The sequence below is a fragment of the Acinetobacter sp. CIP 102637 genome (genome assembly GCF_000368425.1).
Lineage (GTDB): Bacteria > Pseudomonadota > Gammaproteobacteria > Pseudomonadales > Moraxellaceae > Acinetobacter > Acinetobacter parvus.
The window spans coordinates 2,016,673-2,041,218 of record NZ_KB849435.1 but is presented as its reverse complement, the minus strand read 5'-3'; the positions used below and the strand labels follow the sequence as shown (position 1 = coordinate 2,041,218).

General features: G+C 43.3%; 19 protein-coding genes and 1 pseudogene. 13 read left to right on the top strand and 7 right to left on the bottom strand.

Annotated features, from left to right (window positions below):
* The first annotated feature begins 24 nt into the window (after positions 1–24).
* The 7 genes from rplK to F967_RS12755 all read left to right on the top strand — a co-directional run bounded on the left by rplK (position 25) and on the right by F967_RS12755 (position 11,582).
* The gene (rplK, locus tag F967_RS12785) at positions 25–453 is read left to right on the top strand and encodes a 50S ribosomal protein L11 (protein WP_004637639.1); all 429 of its coding nucleotides are present in this window, start codon (positions 25–27) and stop codon (positions 451–453) included.
* A 3-nt stretch (positions 454–456) separates the two neighbouring features.
* Positions 457–1,152, top strand: coding sequence for a 50S ribosomal protein L1 (gene rplA, locus F967_RS12780; RefSeq protein WP_004674343.1), 696 nt, complete (start codon positions 457–459; stop codon positions 1,150–1,152).
* 246 nt (positions 1,153–1,398) lie between these two features.
* Entirely contained in the window at positions 1,399–1,905 is a 507-nt protein-coding gene (rplJ, locus tag F967_RS12775; RefSeq protein ID WP_004659354.1) for a 50S ribosomal protein L10, read from the top strand.
* Positions 1,906–1,953: 48 nt separating this feature from the next.
* Complete coding sequence (rplL, locus tag F967_RS12770) at positions 1,954–2,319, top strand: 50S ribosomal protein L7/L12 (protein ID WP_004659350.1); 366 nt, start codon at positions 1,954–1,956, stop codon at positions 2,317–2,319.
* A 308-nt stretch (positions 2,320–2,627) separates the two neighbouring features.
* Positions 2,628–6,716: a DNA-directed RNA polymerase subunit beta gene (gene rpoB, locus F967_RS12765; RefSeq protein WP_004680736.1), complete on the top strand. Its 4,089-nt coding sequence runs from the start codon at positions 2,628–2,630 to the stop codon at positions 6,714–6,716.
* Between the two features lie 144 nt (positions 6,717–6,860).
* Positions 6,861–11,054: a DNA-directed RNA polymerase subunit beta' gene (gene rpoC, locus F967_RS12760; protein WP_004800305.1), complete on the top strand. Its 4,194-nt coding sequence runs from the start codon at positions 6,861–6,863 to the stop codon at positions 11,052–11,054.
* A 162-nt stretch (positions 11,055–11,216) separates the two neighbouring features.
* A complete protein-coding gene (locus F967_RS12755) occupies positions 11,217–11,582 on the top strand; it encodes a hypothetical protein (RefSeq protein WP_004680734.1) in 366 nt (121 codons plus the stop codon).
* Positions 11,583–11,745: 163 nt separating this feature from the next.
* Here the strand turns inward: F967_RS12755 and F967_RS12750 are convergent, their stop codons facing one another.
* A complete protein-coding gene (locus F967_RS12750; RefSeq protein ID WP_004682288.1) occupies positions 11,746–12,708 on the bottom strand; it encodes an IS30 family transposase in 963 nt (320 codons plus the stop codon).
* A 178-nt stretch (positions 12,709–12,886) separates the two neighbouring features.
* Between F967_RS12750 and F967_RS12745 the strand changes: the two genes are divergently transcribed.
* Entirely contained in the window at positions 12,887–13,246 is a 360-nt protein-coding gene (locus F967_RS12745; RefSeq protein ID WP_004680733.1) for a YMGG-like glycine zipper-containing protein, read from the top strand.
* 56 nt (positions 13,247–13,302) lie between these two features.
* Here F967_RS12745 and F967_RS12740 read toward each other — a convergent pair whose 3' ends face one another.
* The gene (locus F967_RS12740; protein WP_034431164.1) at positions 13,303–13,809 is read right to left on the bottom strand and encodes a DUF4442 domain-containing protein; all 507 of its coding nucleotides are present in this window, start codon (positions 13,807–13,809) and stop codon (positions 13,303–13,305) included.
* A 92-nt stretch (positions 13,810–13,901) separates the two neighbouring features.
* Here F967_RS12740 and F967_RS12735 point away from each other — a divergent pair, with 92 nt between their 5' ends.
* The 4 genes and pseudogenes from F967_RS12735 (at position 13,902) to htpG (ending at position 18,557) form a co-directional block, all read left to right on the top strand.
* Complete coding sequence (locus F967_RS12735) at positions 13,902–14,774, top strand: alpha/beta fold hydrolase (protein WP_004762318.1); 873 nt, start codon at positions 13,902–13,904, stop codon at positions 14,772–14,774.
* Between the two features lie 76 nt (positions 14,775–14,850).
* Positions 14,851–16,215 carry a Na+/H+ antiporter family protein gene (locus F967_RS12730; RefSeq protein WP_004800299.1) on the top strand — a complete coding sequence of 455 codons (1,365 nt, stop codon included), beginning with the start codon at positions 14,851–14,853 and terminating at the stop codon, positions 16,213–16,215.
* A gap of 30 nt (positions 16,216–16,245) precedes the next feature.
* A pseudogene (locus F967_RS12725) lies at positions 16,246–16,533 on the top strand (lysozyme inhibitor LprI family protein).
* 104 nt (positions 16,534–16,637) lie between these two features.
* The gene (gene htpG / locus F967_RS12720) at positions 16,638–18,557 is read left to right on the top strand and encodes a molecular chaperone HtpG (protein WP_004800297.1); all 1,920 of its coding nucleotides are present in this window, start codon (positions 16,638–16,640) and stop codon (positions 18,555–18,557) included.
* A 91-nt stretch (positions 18,558–18,648) separates the two neighbouring features.
* On the opposite strand, the gene F967_RS12715 is transcribed toward htpG, so the two are convergent.
* The 4 genes from F967_RS12715 to F967_RS12700 form a co-directional block, all read right to left on the bottom strand.
* On the bottom strand, positions 18,649–19,716 hold the full coding sequence (locus F967_RS12715; protein ID WP_004756321.1) for a hypothetical protein: 1,068 nt from the start codon (positions 19,714–19,716) through the stop codon (positions 18,649–18,651).
* A gap of 324 nt (positions 19,717–20,040) precedes the next feature.
* Complete coding sequence (locus tag F967_RS12710) at positions 20,041–21,465, bottom strand: hypothetical protein (RefSeq protein WP_004800295.1); 1,425 nt, start codon at positions 21,463–21,465, stop codon at positions 20,041–20,043.
* Positions 21,466–21,476: 11 nt separating this feature from the next.
* Positions 21,477–21,662: a hypothetical protein gene (locus tag F967_RS12705; RefSeq protein ID WP_004680726.1), complete on the bottom strand. Its 186-nt coding sequence runs from the start codon at positions 21,660–21,662 to the stop codon at positions 21,477–21,479.
* Between the two features lie 391 nt (positions 21,663–22,053).
* On the bottom strand, positions 22,054–22,749 hold the full coding sequence (locus F967_RS12700; protein WP_004800292.1) for a DsbA family oxidoreductase: 696 nt from the start codon (positions 22,747–22,749) through the stop codon (positions 22,054–22,056).
* A 176-nt stretch (positions 22,750–22,925) separates the two neighbouring features.
* Here F967_RS12700 and F967_RS12695 point away from each other — a divergent pair, with 176 nt between their 5' ends.
* Positions 22,926–23,675, top strand: coding sequence for a hypothetical protein (locus F967_RS12695; RefSeq protein WP_004777813.1), 750 nt, complete (start codon positions 22,926–22,928; stop codon positions 23,673–23,675).
* A 58-nt stretch (positions 23,676–23,733) separates the two neighbouring features.
* On the opposite strand, the gene F967_RS12690 is transcribed toward F967_RS12695, so the two are convergent.
* The gene (locus F967_RS12690) at positions 23,734–24,432 is read right to left on the bottom strand and encodes a YidX family protein (RefSeq protein ID WP_004756317.1); all 699 of its coding nucleotides are present in this window, start codon (positions 24,430–24,432) and stop codon (positions 23,734–23,736) included.
* Positions 24,433–24,546: the final 114 nt, after the last annotated feature.

The following is a 24,546-nucleotide window of genomic DNA, read 5'->3' as shown; positions in this document are numbered from 1 at the left end:
GTCTGTACCCAGAGGTAATTTTCAATGGCTAAGAAGATTGACGGCTATATCAAGCTGCAAGTTCCAGCTGGTAAAGCAAATCCATCTCCACCAATTGGTCCTGCTTTAGGTCAACGTGGTGTAAACATCATGGCATTCTGTAAAGAATTCAATGCTGCTACACAAAAACTTGAAGTTGGCTTGCCAATTCCTGTCGTGATCACTGTGTACAACGATAAATCGTTCACATTCATCATGAAAACTCCACCTGCATCTATTCTTCTTAAGAAAGCTGCTGGTATTCAAAAGGGTTCTTCTGTACCGAACAAAACTAAAGTTGGTAAGTTGACTCGTGCTCAATTGGAAGAAATTGCGACTACTAAAGAACCAGATTTAACTGGTGCTGATTTAGACGCTCGTGTGCGTACCATTGCTGGTTCTGCACGTTCTATGGGCTTGGAAGTGGAGCTATAAGACATGGCAAAGTTAACTAAACGTCAAAAAGCCATTGCTGCTGCTGTAGAGGCAAACAAAGTTTATACTTTGGAAGAAGCGGTACAAGTTCTTAACAGCCTTCCAGCTGCGAAGTTCAAAGAATCATTAGACATCTCTGTAAACCTTGGTGTTGATCCACGTAAATCTGATCAGGTTGTTCGTGGTGCGACGACTTTACCTGCAGGTACAGGTAAAACTGTACGTGTAGCAGTATTTGCTCAGGGTGCTGCTGCTGAAGCTGCAAAAGAAGCTGGTGCAGATGTTGTTGGATTTGATGACCTTGCTGAAAGCATTCAAGGTGGAAATCTTGATTTCGACGTAGTTATTGCTGCTCCTGATGCAATGCGCGTTGTTGGTAAGTTAGGTACAATTCTTGGTCCGCGTGGCTTAATGCCAAACCCTAAAGTGGGTACAGTGACTCCAGATGTTGCTAATGCAGTTAAAAATGCTAAATCTGGTCAGGCACGTTACCGTGTAGACAAGGGTGGTATCATCCACGCTGCAATCGGTCAACTTGGCTTTAGCGAAGAAGCTGTACGTCAAAACGTTGAAACTTTAATTGCAGATTTAAAACGTTTAAAACCTGCAACTTCTAAAGGTGTATACGTTAAGAAGATCACCTTGAGCTCGACTATGGGGCCAGGTCTTACTGTTGACGTAAACAACGTTTCTAAGTAATTAGACAGAATTTTAAAGCCTTAGATTTTTTCATCGGAAAAATCTAAGCAAACTTTGAATTGGTAAATGAATGTTTATCAGCGTCAAAGACCTCAGGCGAGGCAGGTTTTAGGATTTGCTTCTTAAAATACCAGTCTGAGTAGACGCGGTGGTGTGATTTGTTGCTCCTCCGCGTGTAAGTCGAAAGACTTACGAATTGGGAGTGTACCTGTGTAGGTACATAAATCACCGTTAGGAGGTTTTACAATGGCTCTTCTTATCGAAGACAAAAAACAGATCGTTGCTGAAGTAACTGAAGTTGCTTCTACAGCGTTCGCTGCCGTTGTTGCTGACTACCAGGGTTTAACGGTTGAGCAATTAACTGCTCTTCGTGTTGAAGCTCGTAAACTAGGTGTTGCTACACGTGTTGTACGTAATACTTTAGCTAAACGTGCTCTTCAAGATACGCAATTCTCTATCTTGAATGACAATCTGGTTGGTCCAACAATCTTAGCATTCTCAACTTCTGAAGACGATATGGGTGCAGCTGCACGCTTGTTCGAAGAATTTGCTAAAACTAACAAAGCATTTGAATTAAAAGCTGCTGCATTTGACGGCAAACTTTATCAAGGTGAAGAAGTTAGTATTATTGCAAACCTTCCGAACCACGAAAAAGCGCTTACTATGCTTGCCTCTGTTCTTCAAGCTCCTATTTCGAAATTGGGTCGTTTACTTACAGCGCTCCAAGAGAAAAACGAGTCAGAAGCTGCTTAAGCTTAAATCTACTTTCACACCATTCAATATCCATTTGGAGTTATTCTCATGGCTTTAACAAACGAACAAATCTTAGACGCAGTTGCTGAATTAAAAGTTATCGAACTTGTTGACTTAATCAAAGCATTTGAAGAGCGTTTTAACGTATCTGCTGCTGCTGTAGCTGTAGCTGCTGGTCCAGCAGCTGCTGCTGTTGAAGAGCAAACTGAATTCAACGTTGAGTTGACTTCTTTCGGTGCTAACAAAGTTGCTGTAATTAAAGCAGTTCGTGAAGCTACTGGCCTTGGTCTTAAAGAAGCTAAAGATCTTGTTGAAGGCGCTCCTGCAGTTCTTAAAGAAGGCGTTTCTAAAGAAGAAGGCGAAGAACTTAAGAAGAAGCTTGAAGAAGCTGGTGCTACAGTTACACTTAAGTAATGCTGTAGGGAGTCGATTTTTTCAAAATCGGCTCCAAAAAATGGCTGATGGCTCTTGGGTCATCAGCCTTTTTGCGTTACAATAATCGGCTCGTTTTTTGATAGTTTTACGTTCATTGTGCGTATTATTTAAACAAAATTTATGAAATCAAACGCTTACCAATATTTTTTTGCTTATAAAAATATTGTTAAGCGTTTTAATACCACTAAAATTGCAGCATTTGTAAACAGTGGTGGCCATATCGGCCTGCGTAATTCTTTCTAGACCCGTTCTGCAGGCGGGTTTAGTTTACTTTCCGAGGACTCCAGATGGCATACTCATATACCGAAAAGAAACGGATCCGTAAGAATTTTGGTAAATTGCCCCACGTAATGGAAGCACCGTACTTACTGTCGATTCAGGTCGATTCGTACCGTACATTCTTACAAGGCGGTAAAACTCCAAAAAATCGCGAAGATATCGGTCTCCAAGCCGCATTTCGTTCAGTTTTTCCTATTGAAAGTTATTCTGGCAATGCTGCTTTAGAATTTGTTGAGTATAGTCTTGGTAAGCCTGAGTTTGACGTACGTGAATGTATTTTACGTGGTTCAACTTATGCAGCACCAATGCGCGTAAAAATTCGTTTGATCATTAAAGATCGTGAAACGAAATCAATTAAAGACGTGCGTGAACAAGAAGTTTACATGGGTGAAATGCCACTCATGACCGATAACGGTACTTTCGTTATCAACGGTACTGAGCGTGTCATCGTATCTCAATTACACCGTTCACCAGGTGTATTCTTTGACCATGACAAGGGTAAAACCCACTCAAGTGGTAAAGTGTTGTATTCAGCACGTATTATTCCTTACCGTGGTTCATGGTTAGATTTTGAATTTGATGCTAAAGATTTAGTATTCGTACGTATTGACCGTCGTCGTAAGTTACTGGCAACGGTGATTCTACGTGCCTTGAATTACAGCAATGAACAAATCTTGAATTTGTTCTATGAAAAAGTACCTGTATATCTTGATATGGGTAGCTATCAAATTGATCTTGTTCCAGATCGCTTACGTGGTGAAATGGCACAATTTGATATCTTAGACAATGATGGTAAAGCGATCGTTGAACAAGGTAAACGTATTAACGCACGTCACGTACGTCAAATGGAAGCTGCGAACTTAGCCAAGCTTTCTGTACCTGATGAATATTTATATGAGCGTATTACAGCTGAAGATATCACACTGAAAAGTGGTGATGTGATTCCTGCGAATACCGTTCTTAGCCATGACATCATGGTGAAGATCGCTGAAAATGGTGTGAAGCAGTTTAACATCCTATTCACGAATGATATTGATCGTGGTTCGTTTGTTGCGGATACATTACGTGCAGATACAACAACAGGTCGTGAAGAAGCACTTGTTGAAATCTATAAAGTCATGCGTCCAGGCGAGCCGCCGACGAAAGAAGCTGCTGAAAACCTATTCAATAATTTGTTCTTCTCTTCTGAGCGTTATGACCTTTCTCCAGTGGGTCGTATGAAGTTCAACCGTCGTTTGGGTCGTCCTTACGAAGTGGGTACAGATCAGAAGTCACGTGAAGTTGAAGGTATTCTGTCACACGACGATATTATTGATGTATTACGTACATTAGTAGAAATCCGTAACGGTAAAGGTGAAGTCGACGATATCGATCACTTAGGTAACCGTCGTGTACGTTCTGTGGGTGAAATGACAGAAAACCAATTCCGTGTTGGTCTAGTCCGTGTTGAACGTGCTGTGAAAGAGCGTTTAAGCCAAGCAGAAACCGATAACTTGTCTCCGCAAGATTTAATTAACGCCAAACCAGTTGCTGCTGCGATCAAAGAATTCTTTGGTTCAAGCCAATTGTCTCAGTTCATGGACCAAAACAATCCATTGTCTGAGATTACGCACAAACGTCGTGTATCTGCGCTTGGTCCTGGTGGTTTGACACGTGAACGTGCAGGCTTTGAAGTACGTGACGTACATCAAACTCACTATGGTCGTGTTTGTCCAATTGAAACACCTGAAGGTCCAAACATTGGTTTGATCAACTCGCTTTCTGTCTATGCTAAAGCGAATGACTTCGGTTTCTTGGAAACACCATACCGTAAAGTTGTTGATGGTCGTGTGACTGATGAAGTTGAATACTTATCTGCAATTGAAGAAGTAGGCACTGTCATTGCACAAGCCGACTCAGCAGTGGATAAAGATGGCAACTTGACTGAAGAAATGGTTTCTGTCCGTCATCAAGGTGAATTTGTGCGTATGTCGCCTGAGCGCGTCACACATATGGATGTTTCTGCACAGCAGGTTGTTTCTGTTGCAGCATCATTGATTCCATTCCTTGAACACGATGATGCGAACCGTGCCTTGATGGGTTCGAACATGCAACGTCAGGCTGTTCCTACATTGCGTGCTGACAAGCCGCTTGTTGGTACAGGTATGGAAGCAAACGTCGCACGTGACTCAGGTGTGTGTGTAATCGCCAACCGCGGTGGTGCGATTGAATATGTTGATGCATCTCGTATCGTGATTCGTGTCAACGAAGATGAAATGATTGCGGGTGAAGCAGGTGTAGATATCTATAACCTGATCAAATATACACGATCAAACCAAAATACCTGTATTAACCAGAATGTCATCGTGAACCTGGGCGACAAAGTTGCTCGTGGTGATATTTTGGCTGACGGTCCATCGACTGACATGGGTGAACTTGCGCTGGGTCAAAACATGCGCGTCGCGTTCATGACATGGAACGGTTATAACTATGAAGACTCGATCTTACTTTCTGAGCGTGTGCTTCAAGAAGATCGTTTAACGTCGATTCACATTCAGGAATTGTCATGTGTCGCACGTGATACTAAGTTGGGCTCGGAAGAAATTACCGCTGATATTCCAAACGTTGGCGAAGCAGCTTTATCTAAGTTGGATGAGTCAGGTATTGTGTATATCGGTGCGGAAGTGACTGCGGGTGACATCCTTGTTGGTAAAGTCACGCCTAAAGGTGAAACTCAGTTAACACCTGAAGAAAAATTACTTCGTGCAATCTTTGGTGAAAAAGCGGCTGACGTAAAAGACTCGTCTTTACGTGTTCCATCGGGTACTAAAGGTACAGTGATTGACGTTCAAGTCTTCACACGTGATGGTTTGGAAAAAGATGAACGTGCGCAGGCAATTGAGAAAGCTCAGCTTGATGCATACCGTAAAGACTTGAAAGAAGAATACAAAATCTTCGAAGAAGCAGCACGTGAACGTATTGTTCGTTTGTTGAAAGGTCAAGAATCTAATGGTGGTGGTTCAACCAAACGCGGTGATAAACTTTCTGCAGAGGTATTGTCTGGTTTAGAGTTGGTTGATTTACTTGAAATCCAGCCAAATGATGAAGCAATTGCTGAGCGTTTAACTCAAATTCAAGTGTTCTTGAAAGAGAAGAGTTACGAGATTGACGAGAAGTTTGCTGAGAAGAAGCGTAAACTTTCTACAGGTGATGAATTAACAACTGGCGTATTGAAAGTTGTTAAGGTTTACCTGGCAGTTAAACGTCGTATCCAGCCTGGTGATAAGATGGCGGGTCGTCACGGTAACAAGGGTGTTGTATCAAACATCTTGCCAGTTGAAGACATGCCACATGATGCGAATGGTGTGCCAGTCGACATCGTATTGAACCCACTTGGTGTACCGTCACGTATGAACGTGGGTCAGATTCTTGAGACTCACTTGGGTATGGCGGCGAAAGGTCTTGGCGATAAGATCGAAAAAATGTTGAAAGAACAACGTACAGTGATTGAACTGCGTGAATTCTTAGACAAGATTTATAACAAGGTTGGTGGTGAGCAGGAAGAGCTTGATAGCTTGACTGACGCAGAAATCTTGGCGCTTTCAGGTAACTTACGTGCTGGTGTTCCATTAGCGACTCCTGTATTTGATGGTGCTGAAGAAAGCCAGATCAAAGACTTACTTGAATTGGCAGACATTTCTCGTACAGGTCAAACAGTATTGTTTGATGGTCGTACAGGTGAACAGTTTGACCGTCCTGTAACTGTAGGTTACATGTACATGCTGAAACTGAACCACTTGGTTGATGACAAGATGCATGCGCGTTCAACAGGTTCTTACTCACTTGTAACTCAACAACCGCTTGGTGGTAAAGCACAATTCGGTGGTCAGCGTTTCGGTGAGATGGAAGTATGGGCACTTGAAGCATACGGTGCAGCATATACGCTCCAAGAAATGCTTACTGTGAAGTCGGATGACGTCGAAGGCCGTACACGCATCTATAAGAATATTGTAGATGGGAACCATTATATGGATCCAGGTATGCCTGAATCGTTCAACGTATTGACCAAAGAGATCCGTTCTTTAGGTATCAACATTGAACTGAAAAATGGTGACTAAATCCCCCTCGTTCCCCCTTTAAAAAAAGGGGGGAAGTTCCCCTCTTTGAAAAGAGGGGCTAGGCGGAGATTCCATAATTTCAGTCAAAACAATATTTGTGACCCAGTCGGAAGAGCGTAGCTCCCCGACACACGGAGAAAAAAATTGAAAGACTTGCTCGATATCATGCGTAAGAAAACGGATTCAGAAGGTCATACACCTGTTGAATTTGACCGTATCCGTATTGGTCTTGCGTCACCAGAGATGATTAAGTCATGGTCTCACGGTGAAGTTAAAAAGCCTGAAACCATTAACTACCGTACTTTTAAACCTGAACGTGATGGTTTGTTCTGTGCCAAAATTTTTGGTCCAGTCAAAGATTATGAATGCTTGTGTGGTAAATACAAGCGTATGAAATATAAAGGCGTCATTTGTGAAAAATGTGGCGTTGAAGTAACGACTGCTAAAGTTCGTCGTGAGCGTATGGGTCATATTGACCTTGCTTCTCCAGTTGCACATATCTGGTTCTTGAAATCATTACCAAGCCGTATTGGTTTACTTCTTGATATGACATTACGCGATATCGAGCGCGTATTGTATTTCGAATCTTATGTTGTTACTGATCCAGGTATGACTCCGTTTGAAAAGTATCAACTTTTGACGGATGAAGAATACTACAATGCACTTGAAGAGCACGGTGATGAATTCACAGCGAAAATGGGTGCAGAAGCTATTCAAGATTTGTTGAAAGACATCGATCTTGAGGCTGAAATTGCTCGTTTACGTGAAGAGATTCCACAAACGACTTCAGAGACGAAACTTAAAAAAGCGTCTAAACGTTTGAAGTTGATGGAAGCATTCAAAGAGTCAAACAACAAGCCTGAATGGATGGTGATGAACGTACTTCCAGTACTTCCACCAGACTTACGTCCGCTTGTACCACTTGAAGGTGGTCGTTTTGCGACTTCAGACTTGAACGACCTTTACCGTCGTGTGATCAACCGTAATAACCGTTTGAAGCGTCTTCTTGACCTTGCAGCACCAGATATTATCGTACGTAATGAAAAACGTATGTTACAAGAGTCTGTTGATGCGTTGCTTGATAACGGTCGTCGTGGTCGTGCGATTACAGGTTCGAACAAACGTCCATTGAAATCTTTGGCTGATATGATCAAAGGTAAACAAGGTCGTTTCCGTCAAAACTTACTTGGTAAACGTGTTGACTATTCAGGCCGTTCGGTCATTACCGTAGGTCCTACTTTACGTCTGCACCAATGTGGTCTTCCGAAGAAGATGGCACTTGAACTGTTCAAGCCATTTATTTTCGCGAAACTACAAGCTTCTGGTCAAGCAACAACCATTAAAGCTGCGAAGAAAATGGTTGAGCGTGAAACTCCAGAAGTTTGGGATGTTCTGGCATCTGTAATTCGTCAACATCCAGTGATGTTGAACCGTGCGCCAACACTTCACCGTCTAGGTCTTCAAGCATTTGAACCTATTCTGATTGAAGGTAAGGCAATCCGTCTTCACCCACTCGTTTGTGCAGCGTTTAACGCCGACTTCGATGGTGACCAAATGGCGGTACACGTTCCATTGACATTGGAAGCGCAGCTTGAAGCTCGTGCATTGATGATGTCAACCAACAACATCCTGTCACCTGCAAATGGTGAGCCGATCATTGTACCTTCTCAGGACGTGGTCTTGGGTCTTTACTACATCACCCGTGATGCGGTAAATGCCAAGGGTGAGGGCATGGTGTTTGCCGATACTCACGAAGTTAACCGTGCATTAGCAACGGGTAAAGTTGCGATCCATGCACGTGTAAAAGTACGTGTACATCAAACCGTGATTGATGAAAATGGTCAGCGTGAACAGCAAACCATTATTGTTGATACCACACCGGGTCGTTGCTTATTGTGGGAAGTGGTTCCACAAGGTTTGAGTTTTGACATGATCAACCTTGAGATGACCAAGAAAAACATCTCAAAGCTCATCAACTCTTGCTACCGTAAATTGGGTTTGAAAGATACTGTTATCTTCGCTGACCAGTTGATGTATCTGGGCTTCCGTCAAGCGACGCGTTCAGGTGTGTCCGTCGGTATGGAAGACATGTTGATTCCACCAAACAAAGAAGCGATTATTGCTAAATCTGAAACTGAAGTTCGCGAAATTGAACAACAGTTTGAGCAAGGTTTCGTAACTGCGGGTGAGCGTTATAACAAAGTAGTCGATATTTGGGCACGTACCAACGACCAAGTTGCGAAAGCGATGATGGATAACTTGTCTTATACCCTTGTGAAAAACAAACAAGGTGAAGATGAGAAACAGAAATCATTCAACTCGATTTATATGATGTCTGACTCGGGTGCCCGTGGTAGTGCGGCGCAGATCCGTCAGCTTGCTGGTATGCGTGGTTTGATGGCGAAGCCAGATGGCTCGATCATTGAGACTCCGATTAAAGCGAACTTCCGTGAAGGTTTAACAGTACTCCAGTACTTTATTTCAACACACGGTGCACGTAAAGGTTTGGCCGATACTGCATTGAAAACTGCGAACTCGGGTTACCTGACCCGTCGTCTTGTAGACGTGGCACAAGATTTGGTTATTACTGAATCTGACTGTGGTACAGCTGGCGGCTTGGTGATGACACCATTCATTCAGGGTGGTGATGTCATCGAGCCATTACGTGACCGCGTATTGGGTCGTGTAACTGCTGAAGACGTACGTCGTGCATCTGATGATGAAGTTGTATTACCTCGTGGTACGTTAATTGACGAGAAAATCGCAGCTCAGCTTGAAGAAGCTGGTGTCGATGAAGTTAAAGTTCGTTCAGTTATTGCGTGTGAATCTACATTCGGCGTATGTGCGCGTTGTTATGGTCGTGACCTCGCACGTGGTCATTTGGTGAACCCAGGTGAATCTGTTGGTGTAATGGCTGCACAGTCAATTGGTGAGCCAGGTACACAGTTAACCATGCGTACGTTCCACGTGGGTGGTGCTGCGAGCCGAACTTCTGCTGCGAACAGTGTTCAAGTGCGTAACAAAGGTACTGTACGTTTCCACAACGTGAAAACTGTACAACATGCCAAAGGTCACTTGGTATCGGTTTCTCGTTCAGGTGAAATTGGTATTGCGGATGACTTGGGACGTGAGCGTGAGCGTTACAAACTTCCTTATGGTGCAAGCATCTTGTTGAAAGATGGTGAAGCTGTAGAAGCTGGCGGTATCGTAGCGACTTGGGATCCGCATACACATCCATTGGTAACAGAAGTTGCTGGTAAAGCACGTTTTAGCCAGATCGCTGATGGTGTAACTGCAACCTCTAAGACGGACGATGCAACAGGTATGACCACTGTTGAAATCTTGCCTGTAACAGCACGTCCTGCTTCTGGTAAAGATTTACGTCCTGCAATCGTGTTGGATACAACCGATGGCGGCGAACAGTTCTACTTCCTGCCACAAAATACAATTGTAACTGTCCGTGATGGCGAAACGATTGGTGTGGGTGACGTTATTGGTCGTGTACCACAGGAATCTTCTCGTACCCGTGATATTACAGGTGGTCTGCCACGCGTAGCTGACTTGTTCGAAGCACGTAAACCGAAAGAGCATGCGATTCTGGCAGAAGTGTCTGGTATCGTGAGCTTTGGTAAAGAGACCAAAGGTAAGAACCGTTTAGTGATTACACCAGATGATGGCTCGGAAATTTATGAAGAGCTGATTCCGAAATGGCGTACCATGAACGTGTTTGAAGGCGAGCATGTCAACCGTGGTGAAACGGTGTCTGATGGCCCACAAAACCCACATGACATCTTACGTTTGAAAGGTGAAGTGGCATTAACCAACTATATCGTGAACGAAGTTCAAGACGTTTACCGTCTGCAAGGTGTAAAAATCAACGATAAGCACATTGAAGTTGTTGTACGTCAAATGTTGCGTAAAGTTGATATCACTGATGGCGGTGATACAAGTTTCATTAAGGGCGAGCAAGTGGATTACATCCGCGTTGTTCAAGAGAACCAAGCTGTCTTGGCTCAGAACAAGTTCCCTGCGAAGTTTGAACGTCAATTGATGGGTATCACCAAAGCATCGCTTTCTACTGACTCATTCATTTCTGCTGCATCGTTCCAGGAAACAACACGCGTGTTAACTGAAGCTGCTGTAACAGGTAAAGAAGATGATTTACGTGGCTTGAAAGAAAACGTTGTTGTGGGTCGCTTGATCCCAGCGGGTACGGGTCTTGCGTACCACTTAGAGCGTCGTCGTCAAGAGGCTGAAGCTGCGGAGTTTGAACTTCATAACGATTTCAGTGAAGTTGACCAGGCATTTAGTCAAGCGCTGAACTCAGACCAGTTCTAAGTTCCAGCAAATCAAAAAAGGCACCTTACGGTGCCTTTTTTGTGGAAAAACAAGCAAATGTTACAAAAACACATTACAGCATCAGCACTTGATTACTTAATCAAGGTAAATGCTTCATGAAAGCAGTCTATGCTACGTTAAATTGAGAGAGGAGAAATTCTAATGAAAAAAATGATGATGATTGTGAGTGTTGGCCTAATGTCAACCACATTGTTTGTGGGTTGCCAAAATGTAAGTCCAGAAAATAAGCGTATTGGTTCGGCTGCCATTGGGGGTGGTGCAGGTGGTGCTGTCGGAAAAGGTTTAGGCGGTAATATTGGTGCGGGACTGGGCGCTGCGATTGGTGCGGGTGTTGCTGCCAATGCAAAAGGTGCGAATAGTAAAAACACCAGAAACAGTGCGATTGGTGCTGGTGTGGGTGCGGCTCTGGGTGGTGCGGTCCTGGGTGGAGAAGCTGGTGCTGCGGTAGGTGGAGCACTGGGCGGTAGTGCTGGCGCAGCTTATGGTGAGAAAAAAGGCAAATACTAAATACTAGAATTTAGAAGTACGCCAAGTATTGTTTAAAAATTAGGAAGAAGCCCTTGTCTAGGATAAGGGCTTCTTTTCGTCATTTAAAGCGTCAATTTAGTGATATAAAAATGGAAAGTCTTTACAAAACATTAATCGATTCGGACATTCTAATAAGGCGGATTCAAGCGGCAAGTGCAACAGTATAAAAACCAGCCATAACTTCACTCGGTGTATACCAACCTAGGGTTTTTCTAGGACGATGGTTGAGTGCAAATTCTATCTGCTCTATTTGTTCCTTTGACACGTCATCAAACGATGATGATTTTGGCAGATATTGACGGATTAAACCATTCGTATTTTCATTTCTAGCTCGCTGAATAGACTTGTAAGGATCAGCAAAATACGTCTCTATGCCAGCATCAGTAATTCTTTTGTGTTCGGAAAATTCTTTGCCATTATCAAATGTCACACTATAAGCATGGCTCATTTGTAAACGATCTAGTGCACAAGTAATCGTTTGAGAGGATGCTCTCGTTGGCCCTAAATGAACAATATGTACATACAGGCTCTTTCGATCAACGAGAGTCAATAAAGCACCTTTATGATGTTTACCAATCACCGTGTCACCTTCGAAATCTCCTAAACGTTGTCGTTGATCAATGACCTGGTCTCGGCAGTGAATACTTGTTTTATCAATGATTTGACCCCTACGATCCGTGTTTTTGTAACCGCGTTTTCGATATTTCTTCTGATGCCTTAAGTGTAGATGAAGTTTACCACCTTTTGATTTATCTTGATAAATGTACTGGTAAATCCACTCATGTGAAGGTACATCCAGCCAACCGCGTTGTGTTAAAGCACCTGAAATTTGTTCGGGTGACCAGTCCAAACCAATCAAATAATCAATATAAGCGAAGGCAAATGCTGTCATTGATGATGAAGGACGGTACCGTCTTTGACTTGCAAATTTAGCTGCCTGTTGAGCTCTATATCCACGTTGCCCAGTATTTCTTTTTAATTCACGGTAGATGGTTGATCGTGAACGTCCTAACTCCCGAGCAAGGGTAGCGATTGAACTTTTACTTTTCAAAGTAGCATAAATTTCGTATCTTTCATCTTGAGAAAGTTGGGTGTATTTCTTCATTGTGTGCTTTCCAATTGCGAGTTGAAAAAGTCTAATGATTCTATGAATACACCTAACTTTTTCAACTAATTACAAATGTGTTGCACTTGGGATTTGAATCTGCGTAACACAATCAGATCAAATTCCCCATAAAAGAAGATTATGCTTTTTATTAGAACCAACAGGAGTGAGTATCGTCATGAAAAAAACAATGGGTTTAGTTTCTACTTTGATGTTATCGGCGGTGATGTTTACAGGCTGCCAGAATATGAGTGCGTCTGACCAGCGTATTGGTGCGGCGGCACTGGGTGGTGCTGTTGGTGGTGGTGTAGGTAACCATGTCGGTGGTAGTCTTGGTGCAGGTGTCGGTGCGGCAGCGGGCGCAGGTGTCGGTGCAAACGCCAAGGGTGGCAGCAGCAACTCAACCACAAGTAGTGCAATTGGCGCAGGTATTGGTTCTGTGATTGGTAAATCAATCTTTGGTGGTGATTCTGGGGCTGCGATTGGTGGCGCAATCGGTGGTGGTGCTGGTGCAGCCATTCAGGAGAAGAAAAGATAATTTCTCAGATTCAAAAATGCCTGCAAAACCTTGCAGGCATTTTTATATGCGTAAAATTAAGCACTGGCTTTGGGCTTTTTCAGACGGATATACAGAACCTTTTCAACCTCTGCAATTCGTGTTCCTGCATCATCCACAATATTCAATGTATAGTTTCGAAACACAGGTTTATGATTTTCAGCCAGTTGCTTAATTTCCGCAATTTCAGTGGCACTGAGCTGTATATCGGCATAGACGGTGCTGCGACCTGGTGACAGGAAATTAATCGAGGCACTTTTATCCCACACAATGTATTTATGGCCTAAATGGTGCATCAGGATCAGCATATAAAATGGGTCAACCATTGAGTATAAACTTCCACCAAAATGTGTCCCAACAATGTTACGGTTTTTTCGGGTGAGCGGCATTTTGACACGGATGTGGTAATTGTCCATATCAATGGTTTCAATTGTGATTCCTGCACCACGGTAAGGGGAGTAGTGGTTGATCATAAATTTAGAAACCACAGGAATGGTTCGAATTTTTTTGAAAATGTCTTTCATGGTCAATTTTTTTTCTTGCAACTCTATTCATACTCCATAAGTATCATTTTTATCGTATCGGTGGCAATGGCTTTTCTATGACCATGCCGACTGAAAAAAAATGGGAAAGAATTATGCAAGTACAAGTAAAAACCGTCACCACTTCTGATCAGCAAACACTTTGTGTCAAGACATGGGGTGATGAGAAAAAGACACCATTGGTGCTGGTACATGGCTATCCAGACAATCAGGAAGTATGGGAACCGATTATTGAGAAGTTGGTAAATGACTATTTTGTCGTGACCTACGATGTTCGTGGTGCGGGGTTGTCTTCCATTCCTAAACGTATCAAGCATTATCGTTTACCACGTTTGTCACTGGATTTGCAGGAAGTGGTTGGTCAGGTTCTGCCAAACCGTAATTTTCATATGGCAGCGCATGACTGGGGTTCTATACAGTCGTGGGAATCGGCAACTGAGCCAAAACTAAAGGGTCGCTTATTGTCCTATACTACCATTTCGGGACCTTGCCTGGATCACGCCTCTCTGTATCTACGTGAGAAATTTAAGTCCGCTCCAAGCAATGTCTTGAAGATGCTGACTAAATCATGGTACATCGGCGCATTCCATTTACCATTGCTTGCGCCAACAGTTTGGACATTCTTTAGTCCAGAGAAATGGGGCAAGATTTTAAGTGGTCTGGAGAAAAAACAGGATCTACCATTGAATGCCAATATTGTGGCGGATGGTAAATATGGAATCAATCTGTACCGTGCCAACTTTATTCCATCCTTGACCCAGCCACGCCAGCGTTATGCACAGTGTCCTGTGCAGGCAATTGTATTGAAGCGGGATGCTTTCGTAAGCCCTGAATACATTACGGAATCCATGCCAAAATGGGTTGAGGAATTTGAATATGTTGAGCTGGATGCGAATCACTGGGCGGTACTGAGCCAGCCAGAAAAAATTGCCGATTATATTCGCCAATTTATCGTGAAAAATGCATAAATAAAAATCAACTGACGGCAATCGCGGAATTTAAACTCTGGTAGAATGGCGCCCTCGTTTCATTTAGTTCAAAGTTATGTTCGCGATTATTGCAGCGGTTGCTGTTATGTTCGGCCTTTCCCTGGGGCGGGTTCCAGTTGTTTTTGCACTTGTAATTGGAGCTTTAACGGGAGGTTTGTTGGCAGGTTTGGGGGTGCAGGGTACGTTAGATGCATTTAATAATGGTCTAGGCGGCGGTGCCCAGATTGCACTTGCTTATGGGGTGCTCGGTGCTTTCGCTTTGGCGCTTGCCCGTTCTGGCTTACCTGATTTACTTGCCTATAAATTGGTTAAAAGTCTAAAAAATGATGCAGATATTGGTACCCAGAAGAAAGTGAAATTTCTCATTTTTCTTACAGTTGGTGCGGCTGCGGTGGCATCGCAAAATGTCATTCCAGTACACATTGCGTTCATTCCTGTCCTGATACCACCATTATTGATTGTTTTCAACCATCTACGCCTGGATCGTAGAGCGATTGCGTGTGTGCTGACGTTCGGTTTGGTCGCAACGTACATGTTTTTGCCAATGGGGTTTGGTGCGATCTTCCTGAATGATATTTTGGCGCACAACATTAACCATTTTGGTCAAAGCTACGGCTTTCATATCAGCAATGATCAAATTCCGCGAGCAATGCTGATCCCTGTATCAGGAATGTTCCTGGGGATGTTAACAGCGGTTTTTATCAGCTACCGTAAGCCGCGAGATTATGAGGACAAGGCCTTGCATAATGTTGCACGTAGTATCGTGGGTGAAATGACCCAGGAGCAGCAAGCACCCCAGATTGCAAAGTTCACGTTATTCATGGCTGCATTTGCCATTCTTGCAACGATTGTCGTACAGCTCTATTCAGATTCAATGATTGTCGCGGGCTTGGTCGGTGTGGCAATCCTGAGTTGTGCTGGAATCTTTAAATGGAAAGAAGCCGATGATGTGATTGTGACAGGTATGCGTATGATGGCACTGGTTGGTTTTACCATGATTGCTGCACAAGGTTTTGCTGCGGTCATTGAAGCAACCAATCAGGTTCCTGAGCTTGTGAAAGCAACAGCAGGCTGGATTGGGGATAGTAAGGCCCTGGCTGCCTTTGTCATGCTCTTGGTTGGTCTTTTGATCACACTTGGTATCGGTTCTTCATTTTCTACCGTACCGATCCTGGCCATCATGTATGTGCCATTATGTTTGCAGTTTGGTTTTAGTCCGATGGCAACGATCGCAATTATTGGGACTGCCGCCGCACTGGGTGATGCGGGTTCTCCAGCCTCGGATTCAACACTTGGACCAACATCAGGCCTGAATATCGATGGTCAGCATGATCATATGTGGGATAGTGTTGTACCGACTTTCCTACATTTCAATATCCCACTGCTTATCTTTGGCTGGATTGCTGCAATGGTTTTATAAAAAATTAAAAACAATGTTTAGGCTCTATTTATAGAGCCTTTTTTATTGATGGAGGCCAAATTAAAAGCTGAACAGCAAATCTGCCAGAATATTGGACTGAATGATGTTGATGTAAAACTGGCAACCATCTATCAGATTATCCTGCTGCATTGCCAATGGGCGGGCGGGATGCAGAAAAGGACAAGCAGTTCCAGTGGTTAAAGCAGCGTAACTCCTATGGGGCCAATACACCATGCCTGAAACGTGCCTATGCACAGCAACAGTTGCAGCTTGACCAGTTGTTGCAGGATCGCGTAGTTGAGTCATGGGCCATTTTAATGGCGTGCGCGTATAAAAAATTTAGTCATAAGCATTGAAAAATCATAGAAATACTCCATTCATAAATCATTCTAAATTTAAGCCTCACAAATAAGGAGTGATTTATGAGTGAACAAGCCTCAAAAAATTATAGTTTCCAAGCTGAAGTTGCTCAGTTATTACATTTGGTGACGCATTCCCTCTATTCCAATCCTGAAATTTTCCTGCGTGAATTGATTTCCAATGCATCGGATGCCTGCGATAAGCTGCGTTTTGAGGGGATCAACCATCCTGAATATTATGAAAATGATCCAGACCTGCATGTTCGTGTCATTCTGGATAAAGACAACAAGACCTTGACCATTTCAGATAATGGTATTGGTTTAAGCCAGCAGGAAGCGATTGACAACCTTGGTACCATTGCAAAATCAGGCACCAAGGACTTTATGTCCAAACTGACAGGTGACCAGAAAGCCGATGCACAACTGATTGGCCAGTTTGGTGTGGGTTTCTATTCAGGCTTTATTGTTGCCGATAAAATCACGGTGGAGTCCCGTCGTGCGGGGCTGGATGCGGCCGAGGGTGTGCGCTGGATCAGTGGCGGTACAGGTGAGTTCGAAGTTCAACAAATTGATAAGGCGAGCCGTGGTACAGACATCATTCTGCATTTACGTGATGATGCGCTGGAATATCTTGAGTCGTGGAAAGTCAAACAGATCATCAATAAGTATTCAGATCACATCAGCTTGCCAATCGAAATGCAAAAAGAAATCTGGCAAGAAGAGGAAGTCGCTGAAGGTGAAGAGCCTAAAGGCGGTCAGATGGTGAAGACGGATGAATGGGAAGCGATTAACTCTGCTAGCGCATTATGGACACGTAATAAGAGTGAAATCACTGATGAGCAATACATTGAGTTTTATAAAAACCTGAGCCACGATTTCGCAGAGCCTTTAGCATGGGCGCATAACCGTGTCGAAGGTAGCACTGAATATACTCAGTTGCTGTATATCCCAAGTCAGGCGAAGCAGGACTTGTTCACGCGTGAGGCGAAAGCGGGCATCAAGCTTTATGTTAAACGTGTGTTTATCATGGATGAGGCGGACAACCTGATTCCAAACTATTTACGTTTCGTTCAGGGCGTGGTGGACAGTGCCGATTTACCGCTGAATGTCAGCCGTGAATTGTTACAAGAAAGCCGTGATGTCAAAACCATTCGTGAGGGCAATGCTCGCCGTGTTCTAACCTTATTGGATAGCTTGGCAAAATCGGAAGATGAGAAAGATCAGGAAAAATTCAAGACCTTCTACACTGAATTTGGTTCAGTGTTAAAAGAAGGTTTGGGTGAAGATATGGCTAACCGTGAGCGTATCTTAAAGCTGTTACGTTATGCGACATCTAGCAATGATGAAATCTCAACCTCTTTGGCTGACTATAAAGCCCGCATGAAAGAAGGGCAGAAAGCGATTTACTATGTGACTGCTGATAACCTTACAGCCGCGAAAAACTCACCACAACTTGAAGTATTCAAGAAGAAAGGCATTGAAGTATTGCTCATGGCAGATCGTGTTGATGAGTGGGCAATGAATTTTGTCTTTGAGTTCGATGGTACGCCATTGCAGAACGTGTCTAAAGGTGCTGTTGATCTTGGTGACTTACAGGATGCCGAAGAGAAAAAGGCGCTTGAGCAAGCGGCTGAACAATTTAAACCTGTGGTGGAGCGTTTAAGCAGCTCATTGAAAGACAAAACCAAAGAAGTGCGAGTAACGACACGTTTGGTGGATTCACCAGCATGTTTGGTCACCAGTGAGGGCGAGCTTTCTCCGCAATTGATTCGCATGTTGAAACAGGCAGGTCAGGCTGTTCCTGAAAGCAAGCCAACACTGGAAATTAACCCTGAACATCCATTGGTAAGAAAACTAGAAAACTCAGCACAGTTTGATGACCTTGCCAACGTGATTTTTGATCAGGCGGTGATTGCCGAGGGCGGCTTGCCAGAAGACCCTGCGGCTTATGTCAAACGCATCAATAGCCTGTTGTTGAAGTAGCCCCTTAAATAATAAAAACCTCTGATCCGTCAGAGGTTTTTTGTCTCTATGGATAACATTGAAGTTATCCACAATTATGCTGGTGTTTTCATCAGAACAATGTTTCAAAGCGAATAAAAGTACTGACATAATGGCTACGGTCTTCGCGGTGGTCATTGAAGTAGTTCAGGCCGCCCTGTACATAGAACCATTCACGCCATAGCGGTTGACGCCATGAAACAAAAGGCCCCCAGCTATTGAGGCGCAGGTTGTTGTCATTGTAATAACCCCCAGTATAAATGCCATAGTTGAAATTATTGTGGGCAAAAAATTGATGCTGGCGGAATGTCCTGTTTTCCCAGGTCAGGTCATCATCCTGTTCATCGGCATAGATCAGGCTAAACTGGTTGGATAAAAAAGGCTGGTTAGGACGTGCATGGACCAGCTCCAGATTGGTGCGCAGGTAGTTTTCACTGTCACTGCCATAACGATAAATCTGTTCGGCGTTGAAATGGAAGTCATTGCGTAGAGTCCAGTTTTTCTCAGCTCTTAAACGTAGATAGACATCATCGCCTGAACGGATACCAATATCGGCATCGGTCTCAAAAGGCAGTCGCTTGGAGAAATTTGAAAAACGTAGCGCAATAGAGCCGTTGTTATCTCGTGCCTGTTTGGAATCTAGCCTTTTGCTGGTGTCCTGATTCGGTTGATTGTTGATATTGGCAATATTGTTGTCAAACTCATCGTCCAGCGTATCATCACCGAAGACCAGACTCAGGCGTTTCTCCAGAGTTGGGAGCTTGATCTTCCCTCGAATACGGGGTTTCACCTCGTAATTGTCATATTCATTCCAGTAATTATCGAGCATAAAGCGGATGGTGGCGGAAGCAGGCTTTTCTGGATCTATCTCCCCAAACCAGTCATCAATCTTAACTGAGGTGCGGTCAGTCCATTCGCGGATAGTGCGCTGTTTGCGATCAATCCATGTTCTGTCTTCCGTTTCCACCGTTGGCGGCACAATCGGCTGATTGGACTGTTCAGGAAAAACAGTTGGGGTCGCATCCACCCATTTTGGAATATAGTCCAGAAAATTTTCAGATGTCGCTACTTCTGTCTGGGAAGACTGAGTTTGAGGCTGCGGTGGATTCTGTGGCTCAGTGTTTGAAGCCGCATAGACCATGCTGGCTGAACCTAAAGAGCACGCCATAAAGCTATAAAATAGAGGTCGTGACACTGTTTTTGGGAAAATCATCATAATGCAGGGTTATATATTGTTCTTACCCCCATTCTTGATGATTTACTGAATAAAATCAAGTGATAGACACAAAAAGTAGTCATATCAACAAAGCTTGTTGACACTTGGTTGGAGGATATTTCAGAGGTAGATAGTGAACAGGTCAATCAGTGGAAAATAAGGGCTTGCAATAAAAGTCCATCATCTCCAGCCACAACTGGAATGTTGTAGGAAAAAATGATGGACTAAGGGGTAAAATTTAGGATGGTTTTAAGATGATTCTGAGGCCGCACTGCTTTCCAGTGCCTGATAAAGGTCATGTACAGAAATGGGTTGTGGCAGGCGGCTAATCACCTGACGGATCAGTTGCCAGGTATATCCCTCGGCACGGTCCAGCAATAGGTATGGATAGGCCTGGTCTTCACTGGATAGCCTAACGCGTTCCGAACCGTGAATGATGCGGATTTTCTGGCGTTCCCTTAACAGGATAACAGGGGTTAGGAACGTTGCCGCAGTTTCCTCGAATGGAATGAATTTCTGAGTATTGATAAATGATACAGGGATATAAGGATATACCCGCTGGTCGCGCTGCCAGACCAGAGTACCATTCATGACACATTCATTAAACAGGGTTTCATGCTGGTGGTAATGCTGCTTGAAATTTGTCCAGCTGGTCTGGTGGATGGAGCTGGTTGTGGTGTGACGCTGGTCGGTATAGGCCTGTAGGATGGTGGTCGCATATTCAATGTTGTGTGTACCCACGAGCACCACATAATGCGAGAACTGGCCTTGTGCATACAACTGCTCTGCAATAAAAACCTGTGCAGATTCCCAGATCGGCTGTACATCATTTTCTGCCTTGAGATAGAGCCAGTCGATTTTAATGTTCTGGTCAATGTCATTGTGCAGATCAACACGGTAAAGCGAAGGGAATGTACGTGCGTCTACACGTTCCAGACGACAGAGCAAACCATCCAGATTAAAGTCTTTCAGTGCAATTGGCTTGGCCTTGTTCAGGTTTGCTGCGGGGCGTACATTCTGTTTAAAACCAGATTTGGCGCGTGTGGCGGTCGCCGTGGATGCAACAGGTTGTATTTTTTCCTGAATAAGTGCTTCCAGTTGAATCTGAAAGTTCGCTGTTTCCTCTCTCATTATAGATAGCGCATCCTTATGAGCTGCCTGACCTGAAAGGCCATCTGCCGAATTCTGTTGCATGGGTTCCAGAACAGGGATGAGGTGGTCAAGCTCATCATCTGTTTTTACATAGTCGCTGGCATGGCGCTGTAGCCATTTTAACGCATCCTGAGATGAGTTCATCCACGGGCTTTTAAGGAAAGACAGGGCAGGGCGAATCACCCACACTTGCCAGTACTGTGCCTGACGTAAGGCGGCCCAGCCCATGTCCCCAGAAGCAAACAGGGCATTTTCAACGCGCCCCATAAAGTTAAAGGTGCCACGATAGGTCATGGTGTAGCCATAATCTGCGAGTTCTTCTGCGGAAAAATCTTCATTCTGGATAAATTGTTTAAACGGGATCAACTGGTTCTGAAAGGCAGGGTCATCACAAGATGCACAAATGTCTTTAATACGTTGTTTTGATTTTGCAATTTCAAAAAGCGAAGTTTTATTGTCATTGAGCCTATCAATGAGAGTTTTGAGCTCATCAACCAAAAGAGCTTTCTCTAATACGTCCATCAATAGTTTCCTTAGAGATAGGCTTGAGCCTGTTTTAAATAGTGAAGCAGTACAATATTGACAGCAATCCCTAACAGTCTGTATTCAGTTGTAGTCGTTGAAGTATGCTGTTTCGCCCACGTTACAAGCTGTTCAATGCATATTTGTTCTGGTGGGGTCCGACCTTTAATGAGGGCTTGTAACGCTTGCATTTCCATAACAAAAGAATGTCACTTTATGACGATTATAGAAGAAAACAATGCAAAATCCATAGCCTATGAGTTAGTAAAAAATCTCATTTAGCTATTCCAAATAGAGAAATTGTTCATGGTTTAGCTTTGAAAATAAAAACATTTTAAAAATATGCATCGGTTAATTAGATCATAAAACTAAATTTTATCTGTAAATTTATGGCTGAGTTGTGACTAGCCGCACATATCTGCTGGTGAAAAGCCGAGCAAACAGGACCGCTGAAAAAATGACTGAATGATGACCCTGGATAAAAGGTGGTTTTCGATGATAAAAGTTTGATATAAAAAGGAATTATACAGGTCTGTATATGAGTGGGTAAGCTTCGGACTGATGTTGAAGCTTACCCAATGACCAGCATTATTGAGGCTTGATTTCGCAACTTTCATCATTACATTGCGCAGCAGCATCCTGCTCAATTTCTGTTATTGCTGACTGGGCCTGTTGCAGCGCCTGCAAGAAAATCTCACGTGGCTGTGCACCAGAAAGTGTGAGTTTCTGGTCAAACACGAAAAACGGTACCCCTGTGATATTGAGCTGTTCGCGGGCAATTTTTTCATCGTGACGAACGAAATCGGTCAGTTCATCTGAATCAAGCACATACTCGACTTCGGCATTGTCCAAACCAATCCGTGAGGCAATTTCCTCAACCACCTCACGCTCACCAATCGCCAGGCCCTCAGTCATGTAGGCATGGAAAAAGGCCTCTTCCGCCTCATTGCCCAGACCCTTGCTCTGTGCCAGATGGATGATGCGGTGGGCATTGAAGCTGTTGCCTGAGTTGGCTTTCTGCCATTGAAAATCAATGCCTTCAGTAGCCGCCATTGCAGCTACATGACGTTGCATCTCCTCCATTTCGGCATGGCTTCGACCATATTTCCTGGCTAGGCGCTCAGTATTGGAGCCCTCATGTTTTGCAGGCGCGTTTAGGTCAAGTTCATAACTGTGCCAATGCACCTCCAGTTCAATACCTGCCTCTGCCGCCATATGCTCAAGACGTTTTTTACCGATATAACAAAAAGGGCAGACCACATCTGACCAAATATCTACGCGCATAGCATATCTCTACAATTTCAGTTGATTTGATAATAGGGGCGTAAGTACGAAATTTAAAGCGATGAAAATGTAATGCTCCGTTACGAGAAATGAAATAAAAATCAATTAACAGTCTATGTTTGATTGATTAAACTTAAATTCATAACATAAAAAATATAAATATACTTGGAGGCTGTATGCGCCGTTTTTTATTATTTTTAACTGTAGTCGTGATTTGTTTGGGTACATTCTTTTTCTATCAGTATCGCGTAAAGCAAAATGCAGCCAATACCGAACAAATGTTTGAAATTGTTATGGCTGAAAAAATGCGCGAACTCTATGATCAAGCGCAGGATTGGAGCAAGCCTATACAACTCAACGTGCATGATGATCGTTTATCTGGTGATTATAAGTTGATGTCCGAATTTCTACTTAGTTATTGGATGCAAAATGTTGAGGCAAGAAACGCTTATTTAAGGCAACTTAAAGCAGCAAATTGGGATACTTTTTTAGATGTCGAACGTTTAGATCAAGACCGTCAAAAAGGTTATCGTGAGACTGAAAAAATGCTTCATGATGTTCGAAAAATCTCGACTGAATACGGAATAAACAGACAGAAAATACAGGCAGATTCACTTGAACAAGCAAAAAATCTTGCCATTCATAATGAAATGAGAAAATCCTTACAAGAAAAATTGCAAAATAACCTGAAAACAGACAAGGAGCATGACATTTTTCCGATTGAACAACAAGTTATTGAGAAAGCACAAGCGATGTTTGATATGTTAAAAACTTACCCTTGGCAAAGAGAAGATAACAAGATTCTTTTTAAGGAAACAGCACAAGTCAAAAAATTTAATGCACTTTATCAAGATGTGCTCAGCTTAAATCAGAAGATGGATAAAATTAAGCAAAACAATGTTGAAGTATTAGATCAAGAATTATAATTTCGTGATGCAATGGTGCCTTGTATACATCATTGCATGACTGAGTGCGAGCTTAAGCTTAATCAAAGATCTTTTCTGCGGCTTGGAAAGGTAGACTCACCACATCAATCGCCACTGCAAATGGCAGCAGAACCAGTTTTTCGAAAGGATTCATGCCAGGTTTGGATGTGTAGCTTTGCTCTTTCTGGGTATAAATAGTGACCTGATAAGGCTTGCTCAAGGCTTTTAATGAGGTCAGGTTATTGGCAGCAGGATAGACCACACCTGCCAGCTTAATATCGAAGCAAAAGCGTTGTGCTCTCATTCGTTCGTCACTGGAGGAAGAACATTCCTTGGCGCCATTTTCAATAAAAAACTCCAGATCTTTTTTGCTTAAATCCTCTTTAAGCTTTACATAGGAAAGTGGCAAGGTGCCCGAAAAATTTCCATCGTTCTTTTCAGAATAGAAAGTTAGGTCGCGTGTGATCTGAATATTTTTAGGGTCAAGCTTGCCAATCAAGCTCACAAACTGGGAGCCACCCTGTGTGAGGATATAGCTATTCTTTTGTCCTGCAATGACGATGCTGTCTCTGGGTAAATTTGCGGCTGCCTGTGCAGGCTGTCCGAAAGCAACCACATTGTCTTCAACCAAAGTGACTCTGGTGGTTCGATTATAGGTTTTACCATCTTTGGTGATGAGGGTTTTGGTAGCACAGCCAGTTAAAAATGTGGCAATGATTGCTGTACCAAGTGTTGCCTTGACCAGGGGTGAAAACATCCATTTACTCCTAATATTTTGAATTCTAAATTAAAATAATGATTGATATTGATATAATCCTGAAAGAACGATAATAAAAAATCTTTGTATAAGCGAGGGTTTTATCAACCAAAT

Bases quoted from the DNA above. Each gene is read 5' to 3' on its own strand.
- rplK (WP_004637639.1), top strand. From the start codon at position 25: ATGGCTAAGAAGATTGACGGCTATATCAAGCTGCAAGTTCCAGCTGGT.
- rplA (WP_004674343.1), top strand. From the start codon at position 457: ATGGCAAAGTTAACTAAACGTCAAAAAGCCATTGCTGCTGCTGTAGAG.
- rplJ (WP_004659354.1), top strand. From the start codon at position 1,399: ATGGCTCTTCTTATCGAAGACAAAAAACAGATCGTTGCTGAAGTAACT.
- rplL (WP_004659350.1), top strand. From the start codon at position 1,954: ATGGCTTTAACAAACGAACAAATCTTAGACGCAGTTGCTGAATTAAAA.
- rpoB (WP_004680736.1), top strand. From the start codon at position 2,628: ATGGCATACTCATATACCGAAAAGAAACGGATCCGTAAGAATTTTGGT.
- F967_RS12755 (WP_004680734.1), top strand. From the start codon at position 11,217: ATGAAAAAAATGATGATGATTGTGAGTGTTGGCCTAATGTCAACCACA.
- F967_RS12750 (WP_004682288.1), bottom strand. From the start codon at position 12,708: ATGAAGAAATACACCCAACTTTCTCAAGATGAAAGATACGAAATTTAT.
- F967_RS12745 (WP_004680733.1), top strand. From the start codon at position 12,887: ATGAAAAAAACAATGGGTTTAGTTTCTACTTTGATGTTATCGGCGGTG.
- F967_RS12735 (WP_004762318.1), top strand. From the start codon at position 13,902: ATGCAAGTACAAGTAAAAACCGTCACCACTTCTGATCAGCAAACACTT.
- F967_RS12730 (WP_004800299.1), top strand. From the start codon at position 14,851: ATGTTCGCGATTATTGCAGCGGTTGCTGTTATGTTCGGCCTTTCCCTG.
- htpG (WP_004800297.1), top strand. From the start codon at position 16,638: ATGAGTGAACAAGCCTCAAAAAATTATAGTTTCCAAGCTGAAGTTGCT.
- F967_RS12715 (WP_004756321.1), bottom strand. From the start codon at position 19,716: ATGGTCTATGCGGCTTCAAACACTGAGCCACAGAATCCACCGCAGCCT.
- F967_RS12710 (WP_004800295.1), bottom strand. From the start codon at position 21,465: ATGGACGTATTAGAGAAAGCTCTTTTGGTTGATGAGCTCAAAACTCTC.
- F967_RS12705 (WP_004680726.1), bottom strand. From the start codon at position 21,662: ATGGAAATGCAAGCGTTACAAGCCCTCATTAAAGGTCGGACCCCACCA.
- F967_RS12700 (WP_004800292.1), bottom strand. From the start codon at position 22,749: ATGCGCGTAGATATTTGGTCAGATGTGGTCTGCCCTTTTTGTTATATC.
- F967_RS12695 (WP_004777813.1), top strand. From the start codon at position 22,926: ATGCGCCGTTTTTTATTATTTTTAACTGTAGTCGTGATTTGTTTGGGT.
- F967_RS12690 (WP_004756317.1), bottom strand. From the start codon at position 24,432: ATGTTTTCACCCCTGGTCAAGGCAACACTTGGTACAGCAATCATTGCC.